Origin of the sequence: Polynucleobacter sp. AP-Elch-400A-B2, from assembly GCF_018688355.1 — a bacterium.
Classification (GTDB): Bacteria; Pseudomonadota; Gammaproteobacteria; order Burkholderiales; family Burkholderiaceae; genus Polynucleobacter.
In genome coordinates this window covers 919,465-940,232 of sequence record NZ_CP061317.1, presented here as the reverse complement: position 1 = coordinate 940,232, position 20,768 = coordinate 919,465, and the positions used below count along the sequence as shown (strand labels likewise).

Annotated in this window: 22 protein-coding genes and 1 tRNA gene; 6 read left to right on the top strand and 17 right to left on the bottom strand. The window is 46.4% G+C overall.

Annotated elements, in window-relative coordinates; all coding sequences use genetic code 11:
• Window positions 1-21: 21 nt before the first annotated feature.
• From rplT to FD977_RS04825, 9 genes are all read right to left on the bottom strand, one after another.
• The gene (gene rplT, locus FD977_RS04865) at window positions 22-387 is read right to left on the bottom strand and encodes a 50S ribosomal protein L20 (RefSeq protein WP_015421011.1); all 366 of its coding nucleotides are present in this window, start codon (window positions 385-387) and stop codon (window positions 22-24) included.
• Window positions 388-412: 25 nt separating this feature from the next.
• Window positions 413-610, bottom strand: coding sequence for a 50S ribosomal protein L35 (rpmI, locus tag FD977_RS04860; protein WP_046330084.1), 198 nt, complete (start codon window positions 608-610; stop codon window positions 413-415).
• A 151-nt stretch (window positions 611-761) separates the two neighbouring features.
• A complete protein-coding gene (gene infC, locus FD977_RS04855) occupies window positions 762-1,295 on the bottom strand; it encodes a translation initiation factor IF-3 (protein ID WP_370624483.1) in 534 nt (177 codons plus the stop codon).
• Window positions 1,296-1,328: 33 nt separating this feature from the next.
• Window positions 1,329-3,251, bottom strand: coding sequence for a threonine--tRNA ligase (gene thrS, locus FD977_RS04850; RefSeq protein WP_215306811.1), 1,923 nt, complete (start codon window positions 3,249-3,251; stop codon window positions 1,329-1,331).
• Between the two features lie 112 nt (window positions 3,252-3,363).
• Window positions 3,364-3,440: transfer RNA gene (locus FD977_RS04845), tRNA-Val, on the bottom strand.
• A 19-nt stretch (window positions 3,441-3,459) separates the two neighbouring features.
• Window positions 3,460-5,481 (bottom strand): bifunctional (p)ppGpp synthetase/guanosine-3',5'-bis(diphosphate) 3'-pyrophosphohydrolase, encoded by a 2,022-nt coding sequence (locus FD977_RS04840; RefSeq protein WP_215306809.1) that lies wholly within the window; start codon window positions 5,479-5,481, stop codon window positions 3,460-3,462.
• A 15-nt stretch (window positions 5,482-5,496) separates the two neighbouring features.
• Window positions 5,497-7,317 carry an alpha/beta fold hydrolase gene (locus tag FD977_RS10895; protein ID WP_215306807.1) on the bottom strand — a complete coding sequence of 607 codons (1,821 nt, stop codon included), beginning with the start codon at window positions 7,315-7,317 and terminating at the stop codon, window positions 5,497-5,499.
• Between the two features lie 65 nt (window positions 7,318-7,382).
• Window positions 7,383-8,033 carry a CoA transferase subunit B gene (locus FD977_RS04830; RefSeq protein ID WP_215306805.1) on the bottom strand — a complete coding sequence of 217 codons (651 nt, stop codon included), beginning with the start codon at window positions 8,031-8,033 and terminating at the stop codon, window positions 7,383-7,385.
• A gap of 50 nt (window positions 8,034-8,083) precedes the next feature.
• Window positions 8,084-8,782, bottom strand: a complete 699-nt coding sequence (locus tag FD977_RS04825; RefSeq protein ID WP_215306803.1) for a CoA transferase subunit A — start codon at window positions 8,780-8,782, stop codon at window positions 8,084-8,086.
• Between the two features lie 188 nt (window positions 8,783-8,970).
• On the opposite strand from FD977_RS04825, the gene FD977_RS04820 reads away from it, so the two are divergent.
• A complete protein-coding gene (locus FD977_RS04820; RefSeq protein WP_215306801.1) occupies window positions 8,971-10,641 on the top strand; it encodes an electron transfer flavoprotein-ubiquinone oxidoreductase in 1,671 nt (556 codons plus the stop codon).
• Window positions 10,642-10,678: 37 nt separating this feature from the next.
• On the opposite strand, the gene FD977_RS04815 is transcribed toward FD977_RS04820, so the two are convergent.
• The 4 genes from FD977_RS04815 to FD977_RS04800 form a co-directional block, all read right to left on the bottom strand.
• A complete protein-coding gene (locus FD977_RS04815; protein WP_215306800.1) occupies window positions 10,679-11,824 on the bottom strand; it encodes an MFS transporter in 1,146 nt (381 codons plus the stop codon).
• Between the two features lie 30 nt (window positions 11,825-11,854).
• On the bottom strand, window positions 11,855-12,970 hold the full coding sequence (gene aroC / locus FD977_RS04810; RefSeq protein ID WP_215306797.1) for a chorismate synthase: 1,116 nt from the start codon (window positions 12,968-12,970) through the stop codon (window positions 11,855-11,857).
• Window positions 12,971-13,013: 43 nt separating this feature from the next.
• Window positions 13,014-13,469 carry a CBS domain-containing protein gene (locus tag FD977_RS04805; RefSeq protein ID WP_215306795.1) on the bottom strand — a complete coding sequence of 152 codons (456 nt, stop codon included), beginning with the start codon at window positions 13,467-13,469 and terminating at the stop codon, window positions 13,014-13,016.
• Window positions 13,470-13,546: 77 nt separating this feature from the next.
• On the bottom strand, window positions 13,547-14,395 hold the full coding sequence (locus tag FD977_RS04800) for a YhjD/YihY/BrkB family envelope integrity protein (protein WP_215306793.1): 849 nt from the start codon (window positions 14,393-14,395) through the stop codon (window positions 13,547-13,549).
• 30 nt (window positions 14,396-14,425) lie between these two features.
• Here FD977_RS04800 and wrbA point away from each other — a divergent pair, with 30 nt between their 5' ends.
• From wrbA to FD977_RS04785, 3 genes are all read left to right on the top strand, one after another.
• Window positions 14,426-15,028 (top strand): NAD(P)H:quinone oxidoreductase, encoded by a 603-nt coding sequence (wrbA, locus tag FD977_RS04795; protein ID WP_215306792.1) that lies wholly within the window; start codon window positions 14,426-14,428, stop codon window positions 15,026-15,028.
• A gap of 3 nt (window positions 15,029-15,031) precedes the next feature.
• Entirely contained in the window at window positions 15,032-15,436 is a 405-nt protein-coding gene (locus FD977_RS04790; RefSeq protein ID WP_215306790.1) for a DUF2069 domain-containing protein, read from the top strand.
• A 106-nt stretch (window positions 15,437-15,542) separates the two neighbouring features.
• A complete protein-coding gene (locus FD977_RS04785; protein WP_046330073.1) occupies window positions 15,543-15,728 on the top strand; it encodes a hypothetical protein in 186 nt (61 codons plus the stop codon).
• An 85-nt stretch (window positions 15,729-15,813) separates the two neighbouring features.
• Here FD977_RS04785 and FD977_RS04780 read toward each other — a convergent pair whose 3' ends face one another.
• Both FD977_RS04780 and FD977_RS04775 read right to left on the bottom strand, forming a co-directional pair.
• On the bottom strand, window positions 15,814-16,818 hold the full coding sequence (locus FD977_RS04780) for a sulfurtransferase (protein ID WP_215306788.1): 1,005 nt from the start codon (window positions 16,816-16,818) through the stop codon (window positions 15,814-15,816).
• A gap of 48 nt (window positions 16,819-16,866) precedes the next feature.
• Entirely contained in the window at window positions 16,867-18,039 is a 1,173-nt protein-coding gene (locus FD977_RS04775; RefSeq protein ID WP_215306787.1) for an MFS transporter, read from the bottom strand.
• A 145-nt stretch (window positions 18,040-18,184) separates the two neighbouring features.
• Here FD977_RS04775 and FD977_RS04770 point away from each other — a divergent pair, with 145 nt between their 5' ends.
• Complete coding sequence (locus FD977_RS04770) at window positions 18,185-18,478, top strand: serine/threonine protein kinase (protein WP_215306785.1); 294 nt, start codon at window positions 18,185-18,187, stop codon at window positions 18,476-18,478.
• 25 nt (window positions 18,479-18,503) lie between these two features.
• Window positions 18,504-19,277: a polyphosphate kinase 2 gene (gene ppk2, locus FD977_RS04765; protein WP_251369550.1), complete on the top strand. Its 774-nt coding sequence runs from the start codon at window positions 18,504-18,506 to the stop codon at window positions 19,275-19,277.
• 51 nt (window positions 19,278-19,328) lie between these two features.
• Here the strand turns inward: ppk2 and FD977_RS04760 are convergent, their stop codons facing one another.
• Window positions 19,329-20,063 (bottom strand): amino acid ABC transporter ATP-binding protein, encoded by a 735-nt coding sequence (locus tag FD977_RS04760; RefSeq protein WP_215306783.1) that lies wholly within the window; start codon window positions 20,061-20,063, stop codon window positions 19,329-19,331.
• A 30-nt stretch (window positions 20,064-20,093) separates the two neighbouring features.
• Window positions 20,094-20,762, bottom strand: a complete 669-nt coding sequence (locus FD977_RS04755; RefSeq protein ID WP_215306781.1) for an amino acid ABC transporter permease — start codon at window positions 20,760-20,762, stop codon at window positions 20,094-20,096.
• Window positions 20,763-20,768 lie beyond the last annotated feature (6 nt).

The window sequence follows — 20,768 nt, the reverse complement described above, 5'->3', positions numbered from 1 at the left end:
AGTTTTTTAATGAACTAAGAATTAAGCTGCAGCGCTTACTACGGATTTAATCCGAGTAACCAAAGCAGCGAAAGCTGCCTTGTCAGCAATGGCCATATCAGAAAGCACTTTGCGGTCGAGTTCGATCGCAGCTTTCTTCATACCATTCATGAATACGCTATAGGTCATGTCATGCTGACGAACTGCCGCGTTGATACGAGCAATCCACAATGCGCGGAATACACGTTTCTTATTGCGACGGTCGCGGTATGCATATTGACCAGCACGCATAACTGCTTGCTTAGCAATACGGAATACGTTTTTACGACGTCCACGATAGCCTGTTGCGGCATCGGTGATTTTCTTATGACGGGCTCTTGCTGTAACCCCACGTTTGACTCTTGGCATTTATTTCTCCTAATCTAGTCTGAGGTTAAGCGTATGGAAGCATGGAGCGAATTGACTTAACGTCTGCCTTCGCAACTTCGGTAGTACCACGTAGGTGACGCTTATTCTTTGTGGTCTTCTTGGTGAGGATGTGGCGTTTGAAAGCCTGGCCTCGTTTAATCGTTCCGCCTGCGCGAACCGTGAAGCGCTTTTTAGCGCTACTCTTGCTCTTCATCTTGGGCATAAAGCACCCCTTCAATTACTTGTGCAACATAGGTGGTAACCGACGGTTACGCTTCCTGTACCTAGAAGCACTTCTAACTACCAGAGTCCTTATTAATTCTTAGGGACTCCTCCCTACTTAAACAACAAACCCCATCTTGCGATTTGGTTTATTACTTAGCTTTACGGATGGGGGCCAATACCATCACCATCTGGCGACCTTCCATCTTTGGAAACTGCTCTACTTGACCATGCTCAATCAGGTCTGACTTCAAACGTTCCAACATTCTGACTCCGATTTCTTGGTGGGCCATTTCACGACCCCGAAATCGCAGCGTAATCTTTGTCTTATCGCCATCTTCCAAAAAGCGGATTAGATTGCGTAGCTTCACACCATAGTCACCATCATCTGTGCCGGGACGGAATTTCACTTCCTTCACCTGAATCACTTTTTGCTTGAGCTTAGCTTCATGCAAACGTTTGGCTTCTTGGTACTTGAATTTGCCGAAGTCCATGATCCGGACTACAGGTGGCACAGCTGTCGGAGCAATTTCAACCAAATCGGTCTCTTTCTCTTCTGCTAAAGCCAGGGCTTCACTCAACTTAACTACACCGATGGGTTCTCCATCCAGTCCAATCAGACGCACTTCAGGAGCAGTAATCTCCCGATTTATGCGCTGCGATTTATCAGTAGCGATCTTCTTAATTCCTTTAAAAAAACAATAAAAACCATTCCACCCCTAGCTAAGCTCGGGTCCGACTTTCTGAGAAATATCCTGCTGGAGTCGGGCAACGAAGGCATCAAGAGGCATTACGCCTAAATCCACTCCGCCACGGGCACGAACGGCCACCGAATTACTTTCTGCTTCTTTATCCCCTACAACTAACAAAAATGGGAGCTTCTGTAATGCGTGCTCGCGTATTTTATACGTAATTTTCTCATTCCGCAAATCCGATTCGACTCTAAACCCTTGTTTTTTCAGAGATTGCTGGACTTTTTGAGCATATGCAGCCGAATTATCGGAAATATTAAGGACTACAGCCTGAGTCGGAGCGAGCCAAACTGGCATATTTCCAGCGTGGTTTTCGATCAAAATACCGATAAAACGCTCCAAAGAGCCCACAATTGCCCTATGAAGCATCACTGGAGCCTTGCGGGTGTTCTCTTCAGTGACATATTCAGCACCTAAACGGGCTGGCATCGAGAAATCCACCTGAATCGTGCCGCACTGCCAAGTGCGGCCAATCGAGTCTTTGAGGTGATATTCGATCTTCGGACCATAAAAAGCACCCTCGCCTGGCAATTCTTCCCATTCTTGGCCTGAAGCGGTCAAGGCGCCACGTAAGGCAGCCTCCGCTTTATCCCAAATAGCGTCATCACCAACACGCTTCGCAGGACGCAAGGCCAGCTTAACAGCTACTTCAGTAAAGCCAAAGTCTTGGTAGACCTCACGAACCGCTTTATCGAATGCAGCTACTTCAGACTGAATCTGATCTTCAGTACAGAAAATATGGCCATCATCTTGCGTGAATCCACGAACGCGCATCAAACCATGCAATGCACCCGACGGTTCGTTACGGTGACATTGACCAAACTCGCCGTAGCGTAATGGCAATTCACGATAGCTATGCAAGCCAGAATTAAAAATCTGCACATGTCCTGGGCAGTTCATCGGCTTTAATGCATAAGCGCGATTCTCCGACTCCGTTGTGAACATGTTTTCTTTGTAGTTATCCCAGTGGCCAGACTTTTCCCAAAGGCCACGATCCAAAATTTGTGGGGCTTTTACTTCTTGATAGCCTTCGCGCTGATAAACGCGACGCATGTACTGTTCAACTTCTTGCCAAATAGACCAGCCTTTTGGGTGCCAGAAAATTAAACCCGGCGCTTCAGGTTGAAAATGAAATAAATCTAAGAACTTACCCAGGCGACGGTGGTCACGCTTCTCAGCCTCTTCGAGCATATGCAAATGGGCGTCTTGATCTTCTTTTTTCAACCAAGCTGTACCGTAAATCCGTTGCAACATCTCATTCTTGCTATCGCCACGCCAGTAAGCACCAGCAACGCTCAGAAGCTTGAACACTTTGAGCTTGCCAGTAGATGGCACATGGGGTCCGCGGCATAAGTCAGTGAACTTACCTTCAGCATACAAAGACACATCTTCACCCTGTGGGATGCTAGAAATAATCTCTGCTTTGTAATTTTCGCCTTGATCTTTGAAGAACTTCACCGCCTCATCACGCGGCATTACTGTACGAATCACTGGCTCGTCTTTTTTAGCCAACTCAGCCATCTTCTTCTCAATGGCTACCAAATCTTCAGGCGTAAATGCCCGATGAAATGAGAAGTCATAATAAAAACCGTTTTCGATGACCGGGCCAATAGTGACTTGCGCTTCCGGGAACAACTCTTTAACGGCATAGGCCAATAAGTGGGCAGTGGAATGGCGCACAATCTCCAGCGCTTCTGGGCTTTTATCGGTAATGATTGCCAATTGGCTATCTTTATCGATAAGAAAGCTGGCATCAACCATCTTGCCGTCAACTATGCCGCCGAGGGCAGCTTTGGCAAGGCCGCTTCCAATGCTTTGGGCAACATCAAGAACGCGTACGGGAGCTTCGAACTCACGTTTAGATCCATCTGGCAGAGTAACTACAAGCATGATCGCTCCATCTTATTAAGATTCAGCCGAAAGACTGATTTACTGCACAACATCCACCAAAAAGAAAGCGCGGGAGCTTTTGGGCAACCGCGCACTTTGGGTCTTTATTCGTTGGTAGGCTCGATTGGACTCGAACCAACGACCCCCACCATGTCAAGGTGGTGCTCTAACCAGCTGAGCTACGAGCCTATTTAAGCCATAGAGTTTATCACCGGCGGCGTACTTGGGTCACCCCTTTGACTTCTTCAAGGGCGTTTTGGACGAGTCGCAAGGCCTCCGCGTCTTTAATCTCCACTGTCAACAGTATTTGCGCAAGGCCTCGCTTAGCAGATTTGCGAAGATCAATGACGTGGACACCCTGCCTTGTCAGAATCTCAAACAGCTCGCGCATCAGCTCAGGGCGATCTAGCCCAGTTACCGCTAAATCCGCAGGAAATACCCGCTTTGGATCATTTACGGCAGTTGTTTCAAGTCCAGAATCATTCCAGGCGGTTTGGATAACGCGCTCAGGGGCTCGCTCCAATAAACCTCTAAACGTTTTGCAAGAGCGCCGATGAATCGATACACCGCGACCTTGGGTCACAAAACCTGCGATCGCATCGGGTGGTACCGGCCGGCAGCACCGTGCCAACTGGGTCATCAAGGAATCTACCCCCACCACCAAAACATCACCAACCTGACCCTGCTTGCGAGCGCTTTGTTTAAGAACAATTTCTGGGGCTGGAGTAATTACTTTCGTCTCCGTCTTTTGCTCCACCTTGGAGTCGGTGGACTTAGACCCCGCTTCTTCATCATCCAAAGCATTAAACCAAGCGCGTACACGTGTGCGAGCACGCTGCGAGCGCAAGTAATTGCGGCTAGGGCTAATCCAATCGCGTGAGGGACCGCCATGTTTTACGGCAACGATTTCAATAGTCTGGCCATTTTGCAATGGCGTGTCTAAAGGTACCATCGCACCATCTACTCGAGCCCCACGACAGCGGTGACCCAGGTCGGTATGAACTGCATATGCAAAATCGATGGGTGATGAACCCTTCTCCAAGGAAATCACTTTTCCTAATGGAGTGAGTACATAAATATGGTCATCGATCTCATGGTGCTTGAGTTGCTCCCAAGCATCCTCTTTCCAGGAAATGAGCTGCCTTGCCCAAGCAATTTGGCGCTCATAGGCAACAGCAGCACTATGGGTGCCCGTTTGATGACTGGGATTTGTGTCCTTGGGTTTATTTTTTGGCGGAGTTGCAGTGCCAACATAAGCACCCTCTTTATAACGCCAGTGCGCAGCCAAGCCATACTCAGCCTGTTGATGCATTTCATTGGTACGCACCTGAATCTCAAATGCAGTCCCATGTTCATCCATTACTACAGTATGTAAAGATTGGTAGCCGTTTGGCTTTGGTCTAGCAATGTAATCATCAAATTCACGGGGCACTGGCTGCCAGACGTTATGCACTATTCCTAAAATGGCATAACAGGACTTAACGTCATCCACTAAAACTCTAAACGCCCTGACGTCATAGAGATTGGCAAAATCGAGTGACTTACCCTGCATCTTTTTCCAAATACTATAGATGTGCTTTGGACGACCCTGAACTTCACCTTCAATACGGGCAGCATTTAATTCTTCTTTCAGCTTGCTCACAATCTGATGAATAAAAGATTCACGCTCAATACGCTTGCCATCCAACATCTTGGCGATATCGCGATAGACCTCTGGAGAGAGAACTCGAAATGCCAAGTCCTCCATCTCCCATTTCATTTGCCAAATACCGAGGCGATTAGCAAGCGATGCATCAATGTTCAGAATCTCTTGTGCCCAAGCTTTTGGCATCTCGATTTTTTCTTGGTTGATCCAACGCAGCGTTTGCAAGCGCGAAGCAAGATAAATCAAAACGACGCGTAAGTCATCACCAAAAGCGAGCAACATCTTTCTGAGCATTTCTTCTTGCCCAGAAATACTCAGACCACCATCATTACGCACCAGCTTGGCTTGAGCCTGCCTCAGGCCGCGATAGCCAATCAACAATCTGGCTGACTCATCGCCAATCAGTTTGGTGAGTGATTCTTTGCCATGGGTTCGGGCAATATGATGTGCAGCGGTAAGTGTTGCTTCATCTAAGTGGAGCAGCTTCAGTATGCTGAGAACGCCAGCAGCATGATTTTCAGAAGGCTCACCATGCCAACCATCAATAATTTTGATGCTCTCAGATGCAGAAGAAGCATTTGACATGGGCGACTGAAATCCTTAACTAAAGAATTCTTTTGCTAACGCCACTTGTTCTGATTTCACAAAGGCAGGTGCATGACCCACTTGCGGAATTTCAATACTCCGAATATGAGGGTTGACCTTGCACATCTCGGCAACAGTTTTAGCGGAAAGTAAATCTGACTCACCACCACGCACAATCAACATCGGGATATGGATTTGCTTGAAGGCGTGCCACATCGCCATCTCTCCCGCCTTTGCCATAATCGGATTGACCGATGCAAACGGCACAGAAATATCAGGGTCGTAATGCATTACCCAAAAACCATCTTTTTGCACGAGCATGGGGCCGTTATAAATCTCCCACTCTTCTGGAGTGTGACTACCAAAAGATGCGCAGATCTCATTGAGGCGCTGCAAAGCATCTGCACGATTAGAAAAACTAAAAGGTTGGCCAACATAGGAGCCTAAACGTTTGATGGCCTCAGGCTCAATGCGAGGACCCACATCATTAATTAACATGCGACGAATTGGGCTCTTGGGCATTGCGGCATAGACCATGCCAATCAAACCACCCATGGAGGTTCCAAACCAATTCACTTGTGTAACGTTAAGCTGTTTAATTAAGTTCGACATATCTGCGACGTATTGAGGAACGCCGTAGAGCATGGGATTTTTGAGTCGATCAGAATCACCTCGTCCCACTACATCTGGACAAACAACGTAATAGTCCTGACTCATTGCTTCAGCTAGGGTTTTGAAATCACTCCCCCTGCGCGTCAGTCCATGGACACAAACTAAAACCTTTGGATTGCTAGGATTACCCCAGGCGTGATACGCCATGCGATGAGGACCATCAGGGCTTGTGCAAGTGACAAAGAAAGTATCGCCATGGTGAATCACCTGCGGCTTTTGAATCTCATCATTCAGGTCTTCGTCGTGCGCATGCTCAGCAGCCATACCAGGAACTTCTGGCTGCAGCGTTACATGATCAATACTGTGTTTGGTAAGCAACATTGCGTTGATGCGCGCCATAATTTCTGGCCACTCAGACATATGCTCAATTTCGATATGGCCAATCAGTGCTGGGAAGCTAGGAGTCATCTCCCAGACATGCAGGTCATGCACTGCTAAAACACCTGGTACCTTCTTTAAATCCTGACCGACTTGTAAATAATCTATATGTAGAGGCACTCCCTCCATTAGGAAGTGATAGGACTCTTTCAAAATAGAAATCGTGGACTTCAAAATTAAGAGAGAGACCAAAATAGATAAGATGGCATCAATCGGCATCCATCCAGTAAGCTGAATCACAATACCTGCAATCAGAGCAGCTATAGAGCCTAGCAAGTCACCCATGACATGAACTAAGGCAGCGCGGGTATTGACACTCTTTTTATCGCGCGACAGCACCCATGCCACCACAATATTCATTGCCAGACCAATGGCAGCTACTATCGTGACTGTTAAGCCATCTACCTTATGCGGGTCATAGAATCGACTCACTGCCTCAAACATGATCCATGCGACTAAGGCTAGCATCGCAATACTATTGACAAAAGCCGCTAAGGCCTCTGCTCTTCCAAATCCAAATGAATGTTTTGGTGATGGCGGACGACGGGAAATGATTTGCGCTAGCAATGCTAAACCCAGCGCTGCAGCATCGGTCACCATGTGACCCGCATCCGAAATCAGCGCTAAAGAATTCGCAAAGTAAGCAGCGGCACCCTCAACCCCTGAAAACCCAAGTGTGAGCACCAAGGCAATCAGCAAGAGATTCTGATTAGAGACTTCCTTGCTATGGGTATGCTTAGCATCACCCTGCTTGTGTGCGTGAAGTGAATGATCTACAACGCTCATAAAGAAATCTTTAAAAAAGAAAATGGGGTCATTGACCCCATTATTTCACTATCTATCAAAAAAGGTCAGAAACCTGCTACGTCTATAGGGGCACCTGTTTTGGCTATAACCTCATCTTTAGTTACGCCAGGAGCCAACTCCACCAACTTCAAGCCCTTTGGCGTGATGTCGAGTACGCAAAGGTCAGTAATGATGCGACTAATAACACCCACACCAGTTAATGGCAGAGTGCACTTCGGTAGGATCTTGATTTCTTCTGTGCCATCTTTTTTCTTGGCAACGTGCTCCATCAAGACAACCACATGCTTTACGCCAGCAACCAAGTCCATGGCGCCGCCCATGCCCTTCACCATCTTGCCAGGGATCATCCAGTTTGCTAAGTCACCATGCTCGCTGACCTGCATTGCACCCAAAATCGCGATGTTAATTTTTCCACCACGAATCATTCCAAAGGAATCTGCAGAAGAAAAAATGGAGGAGCCAGGCAAAGTCGTAATCGTTTGCTTGCCTGCATTAATTAAATCTGCATCAATCGTTTTTTCAGTTGGGAATGGGCCAATACCTAATAGTCCATTCTCCGACTGAAGCCACACTTCCATGCCTTCTGGCACATGATTGGCTACCAAGGTTGGCATGCCAATACCTAAATTGACGTAATAACCATCCTTTAACTCTTTAGCAGCACGTGCTGCCATTTCATCTCTATTCCAAGGCATATCGATCTTCCTAAATATTCTGTACTGTTTTTTTATGGTGTCTAAAGGTATTAAGCGGCAGACAAAGTGCGTTGCTCAATACGCTTCTCAGGCGTAGTGTTCAGCACCAAGCGATGCACATAAATACCTGGCGTATGAATCTCATCGGGATCTAATTCGCCGTTCTCCACAATTTCTTCCACTTCAGCAACAGTAATCTTGCCAGCCATAGCTACCACTGGATTAAAGTTGCGAGCTGTAAGGCGATACACCAAATTACCTGACTTATCAGCCTTCCATGCTTTCACGAGTGAGATATCAGACACGATTGCACGCTCCATGATGTAGCGTTCACCATCAAATTCTTTTTCTTCTTTGCCCTCAGCTACCAATGTGCCAACACCTGTTTTGGTAAAGAAAGCAGGAATACCGCAACCGCCAGCACGCAACTTCTCAGCCAGGGTTCCTTGCGGAGTAAATTCCAACTCGAGCTCGCCAGCCAAAAACTGACGCTCAAATTCTTTGTTCTCGCCTACATAGGAGGCAACCATTTTTTTTACTTGTCTTGAATTGAGCAACACGCCCAAACCAAAGCCATCAACCCCAGCATTATTGGCAATAGCCGTCAAATTTTGTGCGCCAAGATCCTTTACTGCAGCGATCAATGCCTCAGGAATACCGCACAAGCCAAAACCGCCAACAGCCAGTTTTTGACCATCCTTCAAGATATCCCGCAGGGCATCTACAGCCGATGGGTAAGTTTTATTCATAAATTCGTCCTAATATTGCCAATAAAGGTAAAAAAGTAATCATAACGCTTTAGGCCAAACGCCCATTAGCATTGGGCACTTACTCGGTTTTGATGACTTAGAACTAAACTATAGATGTGGCTTGGGGCTTTAAAAGTGGCAGAAATGCTCAAAACACCCCTATTAATAAGCAATGCCGGAGAAATAAAATGACTGCCCAGGAATTACTCGAACAGTTTGGACCTAGAGAATCCATGGACTACGACCTCGTCATCGTGGGAGGTGGTCCTGCAGGATTGTCCGCAGCCATTAAAGCAAAACAGCTAGCCAATGAATCTGGCAAAGAGATTAGCGTCTGCGTGCTCGAAAAAGGCTCTGAAATCGGGGCGCATATCTTGTCTGGCGCCGTCATGGACCCCAAAGCGTTAACCGAACTCTTCCCCAGCTGGAAAGAGTTAGGCGCGCCACTAGATACCGAAGTAAACCAAGACCAGTTTTTATTTCTGACTAAAGAGAGCGCATTTCAGGTTCCCAATTGGATGCTGCCCCATTGCTTTAAAAATGAAGGTAACTATATTGTTAGCTTGGCTAATGTCACTCGCTGGCTTGGTCAACAAGCCGAGAACCTGGGTGTAGAAATCTTTCCAGGCTTTCCGGCCTCGGACATTCTCTATAACGAGCAAGGCGCAGTTTGTGGCGTCGTCACCGGCTCAATGGGTTTGGATAAAGCAGGTCAACCCACCGATCAATTTCAACTTGGTATGGAATTGCGTGCCAAGTACACCTTATTTGCTGAAGGTTCACGCGGACATTTAGGCAAACAACTGATTGCCAAGTTTGCATTGGATAAAGATGCTGATCCACAAAGTTACGGTATTGGCATTAAAGAATTATGGGAAGTCGAACCATCCAAGAGTAAGCCTGGTCTAGTGGTTCATACCGCTGGCTGGCCATTAGAGAGTGATACCTATGGCGGCTCATTCTTGTATCACTTGGGTGATAACAAAGTTGCAGTAGGTCTAGTAGTAGGCCTTTCTTATAAAAACCCATACCTTTCTCCGTTTGAGGAGTTTCAACGTTATAAGTTGCATCCCAAGATTCGCGAAACCTTTGAAGGCGGTAAGCGCCTAGCTTACGGTGCACGGGCACTGACGGCTGGTGGTTTAAATAGCCTACCTAAAACAGTTTTCCCCGGTGGCGCACTGATTGGTTGTGATGCTGGATTCTTGAACGCCTCACGTATTAAAGGAAGTCATGCTGCTATTAAGACTGGCATGCTTGCAGCTGAGGCTGCGGTTGCCGCACTTGCTGAAAATCGCTCTGCTGATGTCTTGGCTGCATATCCAAATGCCTTTAAAAATAGCTGGTTACATACCGAGCTAAACCAAGCGCGTAACTTTAAGCCGTGGATGTCAAAAGGACTCTACCTTGGTACTCTCATGGTGGGCCTTGAGCAAAAACTCTTGGGCGGCAATATGCCTTGGACGATTCATTTAAAGCATGCAGATCATGAATGCCTAGAGCCAGCAGCTCAGCATCAGCCGATTGACTATCCAAAACCGGATGGCAGGATTACCTTTGATCGCCTCTCATCAGTATTTATCTCCAATACCAATCATGCTGAGAATCAACCTATCCACCTCACCTTAAAAGATGCATCGGTACCAGTGAGCTTGAATCTCAAAACCTATGCGGGTCCAGAGCAACGCTACTGCCCTGCCGGTGTTTATGAGTATGTAGAAAAAGATGGTCAGCCGCAGTTGCAGATTAATTCGCAAAACTGTGTGCATTGCAAGACTTGTGACATCAAGGATCCAAGTCAAAATATTGTTTGGATTACCCCTGAAGGTGGTGGTGGTCCGAACTACGCATCGATGTAAATCATCTGGCGTATTACTTCTTCATTTATCTAGCCGGCTAGCGGCTGGGGCTCAGCTTCCCAATCGCCATGCCTCCTAGACCGCAGGCTAAGGCCGCCATCACAAATACATTTCGAGGCTGGGTAGCATCCCATAACCAACCAGCAAGCAAACCACCCAGTGTTCCACCTAAGCCATAGGACACGGTTGCCATTAAAGCTTGTCCTCGTGCCTGCAATGGACCAGTAAACCAGCGTTGCAATAGTTTCGTAGCAGCACTGTGGTGTGCGCCAAAAGTACCGGCGTGCATGAGCTGAGCCAGAATCAGAACCCAAGTGAATGGGAAGAAAGCCATCAAGATAAATCGAAACACGCCTATACCAAAAGCAATCTGCAAAATAATCTCGGGATCTAAGCGACTGAGCACTTTACTTTGGAAATAAAAGAAGATTACTTCGGCTGCAACGCCTAAAGCCCAGAACAAACCAATCTGAAATTTATCGTAACCTAAATCGGCTAGGTAGAGCGAATAGAACACATATAAAGCAGCGTGCGCAAAAATCATAAAAAATCCGGAGAGCAAGAACCAACGCACATCGGGATTCAATAAAACAATCAGCAGCTCACCCTTAACCATCTTGCGGCGCTCCAACTTGGGCTCATGCAAGCGAAAGGTAACCAGTGCCAAGCAGGTCAAAATCACCGCGCCCACGATGGGATAAAGCTCTATACCTTTACGCTGAAATAACTCACCCGCAAATAAGACCATAGTAATAAAACCAATCGAGCCCCACAAACGCAAACGGCCATAACGCTTGTCAAATGAATTGTCTTTAAACAAAGCATGCACAGTGGCTGATTCACCTAGAGGCATTAGGCTACTGAGGATGGTATGTAAGACAAACATCCAAATGAAGAATGCAACATAGCTATTGAGAAAAAAGATGCTCAAGAAAGTCACTGCCGCTAAACAAGCGCAGAATCGAATGATACCGATGCGATTGGATAGGTAGTCAGACAACCACCCCCAAGAGAACGGCCCGACTATTCGTGTGATTTGTAGCATAGACATTAAGACCGCAATCTCGATGACACTAAAGCCACGATCTAGAAAAAAGAGGCTAGCGTATGGAGAAACTAAACCAACATAAGCGAAATACAAAAAGAAAAAGGACCCGAAGGCCCAACGCACTGAAGGTGTCATTTTCTTTTTAGTTTTCTAAAGTAGATTTAATTAATCCGTTGCAGAGCCGGGACGTGCAGCTGGAATCGACTCAACACTGTGTTTCACATCACCGCACTGAGCGCGGTGACGCAAAGCGTGATCAATCAAAACTAAGGCTAGCATCGCTTCCGCAATTGGAGTAGCGCGAATACCTACACAAGGATCATGACGACCCTTAGTCTGAACAGTCATAGGCTTGCCATCTAAATCCACTGATTCTTTTGGACTCAAGATACTAGATGTTGGCTTGATGGCAATCGACACCCGCAAATCTTGACCAGTACTGATACCACCTAAAGTGCCGCCCGCATTATTGCTGGCGAATCCATCTGGATGCAACTCATCGCCATGCTCACTGCCGCGCTGCATTACTGACTTAAAGCCAGAGCCAATCTCAACGCCCTTGACCGCATTAATACCCATCATGGCATGTGCAATATCCGCATCTAACTTATCGAATAGAGGCTCACCCAATCCGATGGGCACATTACGCGCCCGCACTTCAATCTTTGCTCCACAAGAATCCCCTGCCTTGCGCAGTACATCCATATACGCCTCTAACTGAGGAACGATATCGGCATTGGCAGCAAAGAAAGGATTGCTCTCAATAAGTGCTGCATCTTTAAATGGGATTTCAATTTCACCGAGCTGGCTCATGTAGCCATAAAACACCGTGCCATATTGTTCTTTGAGCCACTTCTTGGCAATCGCTGCTGCAGCTACAACAGGTGCAGTTAATCTTGCTGAAGAGCGCCCACCCCCACGAGGATCACGCAAACCATATTTGTAGTGATAAGCGTAATCAGCGTGACCGGGTCTAAATGTTTGTAGGATGTTGCCGTAATCTTGACTGCGCTGATCAGTATTCCGAATTAACAAGCCAATAGGCGTGCCCGTGGTTTTGCCTTCATACACACCAGACAGAATTTCTACCCTGTCGGCCTCTTGACGTTGGGTCACATGACGTGAGGTTCCTGGCTTGCGGCGATCTAAATCAAGCTGCAAGTCTGCTTCGCACAGAGACATGCCTGGAGGGCAGCCATCAACAATAGCGCCAATGGCGGGACCGTGGGATTCACCAAAAGTGGTGACAGTAAAGAGAAGGCCTAATGTATTTCCTGACATATTGACATTATGTCATTGCTCGGGGGCTTGGGCTAGGCTGAGCCTATGGATTAGCTTTTTCGACCTCTTCTGGCCAGTCGCGGATGTAAGCCTTGAGCATCGTGTTTTCAAAGTCCTGAGCCTCAACAACGGATTTAGCCACGTCGTAGAAAGAAATCACACCCATCAGCATCTTTTGATCAATCACCGGCAAGTAACGGGCATGGTCAACTAGCATCATGCGGCGAACCTCGTCAATATCTGTCTCCATATTGCATGTCAAGGGCTTGGCATTCATGACGCCTTGGACTTTGAGCTCATCTAATTTGCCATGGTTTTTTGCTAAGGCTGCAATCACTTCACGGAATGTCAGGATACCCACCAGTTTGTCGTACTCCATCACTACCAATGAACCGATGTCATGCTCACTCATCACCAAGACGGCAGTTTGCAAAGCAGTATCCGGTGCCACTGTAAATAGTGTGCTGCCCTTAACGCGCAATATGTCGCAAACTTTCATTGGATCTCCAGCAATGGGTTCTGATTGAACCAATATATGCTTATGCCCCCAAGGAATCAAGCGGCATGAGCAGTATTTCAGTAACGAATAACCCTAAGCAACCCATTCCGAATGCTGGGAAGATTGGCAACCAAGACCGCCCCAGCCAAGGTGATCCACCAGGTCAGGTAAATCCAAATCAGCGCTAAAGGAAAGATCGCAAAAGCACCATAGACCGTTTTGTAAAAACCGACATTACCTAAAAAGAGACCAAATCCAAACTTCATTAACTCAAAAGTGAGGGCTGCAAAGAAGGCACCGCTCAAAGCATCACGCCACTCAATTTGGGCATAAGGGAGGATTTTGTAAGCTACTGAGAATACGGCCATGGCCAGAAGTATGGGTACCACCGTTGCCACAAAACCCAAACCAAAGCTCAGAGTTTCCGTCCAACCCTCTGCCGCACTAAATAGAAGACCGCTTAAGTAAGTTCCAATACCTAAAAGGATGGGTCCCAATATGGTTGCAGAGGAATAGATCGCAATCTTCTTCAAAATCGGTCGCCTTTCAGAGATGCGAAAGATCTGATTAAAGGCGTTTTCAATCACTGCCAACGTCATGATGGTCGTAATTACCAAGCCGAGCAAACCAATCAAGGTAAGGCCTTTGGCCTGCGCTGAAAATTGATCCAAATAATTAAAGACCTGCTGATTTAAGCCCCCTGGCATATAGGTGTCTAGCAACCAGGCCTGAAAGGCATACTTAATTCGCACCACGCTGGGGAGATAGCCAATCAAAATGGAAGCCACCGTTAGCATCGGAATCAAGGCCAGCGTAGTAGTATAGGCCAGGCTAGCCGCTACTTGCTTTAGATTTTGACCCCGGTTACGCTCCCAGATCTCTTTTCCAAGAGAGAGCCATAATTGAGGATTCTGAATAAGCCGCATCGCCCATATCATAAGAGATAAGAGAACCATATGAGCCAATCTGACATTTTAGTTTTGTACTACTCACGCTATGGAGCAACCCGAGACTTAGCTCGACTGATTGCTGAAGGTATTGAAAGTATGCCGGGTGTTAACGCCAGGCTACGCACCGTGCCAGCGATCTCCGCAGTATGCGAGGCTACGGAAGCTGCTGTCCCAACTGATGGCGCCCCCTATGTTGAATATGCCGATTTAAAGGAATGTATTGGTCTAGCTCTAGGCTCCCCTACGCGCTTTGGCAATATGGCCGCTCCCATGAAATACTTTTGGGATGGCAGTTCCTCAGAATGGCTCAATGGGGCTCTCGTTGGTAAACCAGCCTGCGTCTTTACTAGTTCAGGCAGCCTGCACGGCGGTCAAGAAAGCACCCTTCTGACTATGATGATTCCCCTACTTCACCACGGCATGATGCTCATGGGTATTCCGTATAGTGAACCCGACCTGATGAGTACCTCAAGCGGTGGCAGTCCTTATGGCGTTACCCACCTGGCACATGCTGATGGTCGAGCACCGATTAGCGCTGAAGAACAGCGCCTAGCCATTGCCCAGGGTAAACGCCTGGCAATTGCAGCACTCAAACTCAATCAAGGGTAATTTATGCTTAAAAACTGGCACTCGAAAAACCCTTACCAACTCATCGCTACAGCAGCTTTTGTTGACCTATTTATTCTGTGCGTGGCTTGGGAATGGTTTATCTCGCCACTGAGGCCAGGAGGCTCTTGGCTCGTTCTCAAGGCTATCCCCTTGTTATTTGCCATTCCAGGCCTATGGAAAGGCAATGTTTACACCATGCAATGGGCCTCCATGCTGATCCTGCTCTATATTACCGAGGGCTTAGTGCGTATTTTGGAAACTGGAGTTAATTTCTGGATGGCCGCCCTAGAAACGGCTATTGGAGCGGTTGGGTTTGTATGTCTGCTGATGTTCCTCAAACCCATTAAAGCCCGGGCTAAGGCAGCAAAAAAGGAGCGGGCCGCGGCAGAAAACAGCCTTAAAGGATAAAAAACCATCAATTTGACTGGTTTTTGTTAATTTCTTTAAAAATATTACTTATCTCTGTCATCCCGGCGACTTTTCCATGCGTTGTATGCTCATGGAGGTAGTAAATATGTCAACAAGACTAAAACGTTGGGCCCGCACAATTGAACAGATCGACTTGTCCAAAAGGACGCCTGAGGTCGCTATTGGCTATCTAGACAGCAAATACCGCGATATCGCCTGGCGTTACATCCGTATTTTGGGCTTTGAGCGCACTATTAGCTTTATGGCCAGCAATAACTTCCACCCAGAATAATCTGCTTCACTCAAAAAAACCCCAGAAGGCCTCCTCTCTGGGGTTTTTCACTTTAGGGCCCTAAGGGACCAGCCAATAGAAGGGATTAATTGCTGCTTTTGGCCTTTAAAGCCTCTTCCAGCTGAGTAATCTTGTTTTGCATTGCAGATATTTTGGCATTGAGAGCGCCTACATTTAAGAAGCTTTCCTCGGACACTTGGGCCTTGAGGTTATTTCCCCAGCCCAACCATGATGAGTCGTAAACCTTTACCTTCTTAAAGCCCAGATTTTTGAGGACTGTGGCTGTTTCGGCAGCACGCACACCGCTTTGGCAATACACCACCGTCTCTTGATTAGGATCCAGGCTTGAGTACAACTTTTTCAGATCTGTCTGGCTTTTTAGAGTCATTCCAGAATTATCAGAAACCTGCTTCTTGCCAAGCTTAATAGACGTTGCAGGGTCCTGCCAATTTTCCTCGTAAGGAATATTGATAGCATTGGGTATATGGCCCCCTCGAATCGCACGAACATCTTTGCCATAAAACTCATCAGGAGTGCGCACATCAATAATCTGGACTGATTTAGATTGAGCTAACTTGAGCATCTCCTCATTCGTCACTAGCAACTGGGGTTGAGGCACGAGAGCTACGGAGACGGCCGTAAGATTGGGGCGCTCCTTTTGAAGAGCTAATCCAGCTGACTTCCAAGCATCAATGCCGTCATGATAGATTTGGGCCTGCTTACCACCAAAATACTGAACCGTATAAAGGCCGAAGTAAGCATATGGATTTCCACGAGAGCCATACACCACAACATCTTTATTCACATCAAGTCCAGCAGCATTAAAAATGGCTTGAATTTTTGCAGTGGCGATGTAGTCTTCTTTGTTTGCATCTCTCAGAATGTTGCCTGCATCACCAATATTGATTGCACCAGGAATATGCCCCTCTAAGTAACTCTTTTCATCGCGCACATCCCAAAGAATTGCGCCTCGGGCTATGGCCTCCTGCACTTGCCCTGTCTGAATAATGGCATCATTTTTTTGAGCTGCAGCCATAGAACTCAAGAGTAAGAAGCTAATGGAAAAGATGTATTTGATGGATAGACGCATATAGATGCCTTCTTTTAATGATGGTACGTAAGGTTAAATATTAACTCGCTACTCTTGATGAGAATGAAATACCCAAAAAGCCAGCAAAAGAAAGGCTAAGACAGCACACGAGCCTGAGAACAAAAAGGCATAACTGGGGCTAAATGATTCATAAAGCCAACCAAATATGAGGGAAGCTGGCAAGAGCATCAAGCCGGAAATCAGGTTAAACCAACCAAAGGCGGTGCCAGCCATTCCTTGGGGAGCCAAGTCTGCCACTAAAGCCTTTTCTACCCCTTCGGTTGCCGCCTTAAATAATCCATAAATTGCGAATAATCCACAGAGCATCCATAAAGAGATTCCAGAAAAACTCATTGCAATATAAAAGAATGCAAAAGCAGCCCAAGCAATCAGAATAAAGTGCTTGCGACTGAATCGATCTGAGAGTGCCGATAGCGGCGTTCCAAAGATGGTGGTGATTAAAGAGATGGCTGCCCACAATAAAGGGATTTGCTCTTGAGGCACACCAAGCTCCCTTGCCCTTAATAATAAAAACATATCCGATGAATTAGCTAGGGCAAAAATTCCAGCAACCAAAATGTAGCGTTTAAATTGTGGTGGAAGGCCCTCAAGCGACCAAGAAAATGGCTTCACTGCCACTTGCTCGCGAGGGGGTTCTTTGAGACAAAGGGCCAAAACTACAGCAACGATGCCGGGCACGATTGCCCATAAAAAGATATCCCGCAGTGGAACCTGCATCCACAGTAAAAATGCTGCCATCAAAGGTCCGAAGACTGCACCAGCATTGTCCATAGAACGATGCAAGCCGAAGGTAATGCCGCGCTGGTTGGGCGCAACGCTCTCTGCCAATAGAGCATCCCGCGGAGAGCTTCTGAGCCCCTTACCAAGACGATCTGTAAACCGAATACATAAAAACCAGGTCCAAGAATTGGCGATCGCAATCAAGGGTCTACCAATCCCAGCCAAGAAATAACCAATCACAATCCAAGGCTTGGTTTTTTTAGTGTGATCGACAATCACACCAGACACCAGCTTAAAAATACTGGATGTAGCCTCTGCAATCCCCTCAATTAAGCCCAGGGCCTTAGGGCCAGCCATGAGCACGGTGGCAAGATATAGAGGCATCAAAGGGTAAAGCATCTCACTTGCAGCATCATTCACAAAGCTAATCAGACCGATGAGCCAAACCGTTCGTGGGAGGGAGAATAATGTTTTCAACATATCAACCCAATGTAGCACCAAATTAAAAGTGGCTCCGACTGTCACAATCGCTTGAAACTCATCCTAATAAAACGTAGGATCAAGAGCTAGACATCAGCTATTTACGCAGATTGAATAAACAGTACTCTCTTGAAAGGAATACACCATGAGTCAAAAAAAATTAGTGAAGCAGTTATTGAAAAAACTAGACAAGCTCGAGGTAGATAGAGAAAAACTCATCGACAAATTAGCGAAAGCCTTAGATAAGCTCGAGAAAAAAGCGCCAGCCAAAAAGGTAGCCTCCAAAAAAGCAGTAGCGAAAAAAGTTCCTGCAAAAAAAGCAGCCGTTAAAAAAGTCGTAGCTAAGAAAGTACCGGCAAAAAAAGCTCCCGCTAAAAAGGCTGTAGCAAAGAGAGTTGTTGTTAAAAAAGTGGCCCCAGAAACACCTACTGCTGCATAGTCAATTGCATAAGTGAAGGCTGCCCGTGAGTAAATCAGAAATTCATGAACATACTTACGAGGCAGACCTCAGACTTCTTCAAATTGAATTAGTCAAACTTCAGCGTCACATTATTCAAACAGGTAAGCGTCTCTTAGTCATCTTAGAGGGGCGTGACACTGCTGGTAAAGATGGCTCAATCAAAAGCATTACCGAACATTTAAGCCCCAGAGATAGTCGAGTGGTTGCTTTGAACAAGCCCTCCCCTCGCGAGGAAGGTGAATGGCACTTCCAAAGATATATTGCGCAGCTACCGACTGCTGGTGAATTCGTATTGTTCAACCGCAGTTGGTATAACCGTGCGGGCGTTGAAAAAGTCATGGGATTTTGCACTGATGCGCAGTACAAGCAGTTTATGAATACAGTCAATGATTTTGAATCTTTACTAGTTGGATCGGATATTCAGCTAATGAAGTATTACCTAGACATCAGCAAAGAAGAGCAAGCAGCCAGGCTCAAGGATCGCGCCAAAGATCCACTAAAGCAATGGAAGATTAGTCCAATAGACCAAAAAGCTCAGAAGATGTGGGATGCCTATTCAGATGCTAGAAATAGCATGCTCAAGAAAACCAGCTCATCAGATGCCCCATGGACCGTTGTCAGTGCCAATGATAAAAAGCTTGCACACCTTAATCTGATTGCTGATTTATTGACGCGAGTTGACTACCCGGATAAAGATAAGAAGATCCTAAAAGTTGATCCGAAGATTGTGTTGACTTTGCCTGCGAATTCTAAAAAGTTACCGAAGCTCGCTCAATAGATTAACGATCTGCTAATGGCATAGTCGCATTTATTAAAATGGAAGTTGAGGTCAGTGATCTAAGATTTTTGAAAGAAAATCTTTGGCTCTCGGTGATCTCGCTTCTGGATTGCCAAAGAACTCGTCTTTAGTGCAGTCCTCAATGATTTTGCCTTGATCCATAAAAATCACGCGGTGACTCACCTTGCGAGCGAAACCCATTTCATGGGTAACGCAGCACATTGTCATCCCTTCATGAGCGAGTTTCACCATGACATCCAATACCTCTCCCACCATCTCGGGGTCCAAGGCTGACGTTGGCTCATCAAATAACATCACGATCGGATCCATGCTCAAAGCACGCGCAATCGCAACTCGTTGCTGCTGACCACCAGACAACTGCCCAGGAAACTTGTCCTTTTGAGCCATTAGCCCAACACGCTCTAAATACTTCAGGCCATGCGTCTTAGCTTCATCTGCCGACCTACCTAAGACTCTCATTTGAGCAAGCGTTAGATTTTCGGTAACACTGAGATGTGGAAAAAGCTCAAAGTGTTGAAACACCATACCAACACGTGAACGCAGTTTGGGTAGATTAGTTTTTGGGTCATGTAGCGCAATTCCATCAACCGTAATCTCACCTGCCTGAAAGGGCTCGAGCGCGTTAATGGTTTTAATCAGAGTGGATTTACCAGAGCCAGAGGGGCCGCAAATTACCACCACCTCACCTTTTTGAATCGATGTTGAGCAATCAGTGAGTACCTGAAATGAGCCATACCATTTGGACACGTTTTGAAGTTCAATCATGATGATCTATTTAATTTATACCGGATGAGATTAGCGAATAATGGCGACTCTAGCTTGTATCTTACGAACTACTTTAGAGAGCGAGAAACAAATTACAAAATAAGTTGCTGCAGCCAAAATATAGGTTTCAATTGGGCGGCCATAATTTTTACCAGCAATCTCAAATCCCTTAAGTAGATCGTATGCGCCAATGGCATAGACCAATGAGGTATCTTGAAACAAAACAATGGTCTGAGTCATAAAAACAGGGATCATATTTCTAAAAGCTTGGGGCAAAACTACCAGACGCATGTTCTGGCCATAAGTCATACCCAAGGCTTCCCCTGCATAGCTCTGACCCTTCGGCACGGATTGAATACCAGCGCGCACAATCTCCGAGAAAAATGCCGCCTCAAATGCAATGAAAGTAATCGTGGCCGAAAGATCAGCGCCAATGGGTCTGCCAATTAACATCGGGATCAGCAAGAAAAACCAGAGGATCACCATTACCAAGGGAATGGATCGCATTGTATTTACGTAAAAGGTTGCGGGATATACCAATGCTGGCCTTCCAGACAAACGCATTAAAGCTAAAAATGTCCCAAATAGGATCCCTCCCACTGTTGCAAAGACAGTTAACTGAACACTAAATACTAGGCCCTTCAAAATATAGTTGGTAAATAATTCCCAATTATAAAAACTCAGATCTAAGCTCAACATGTCATA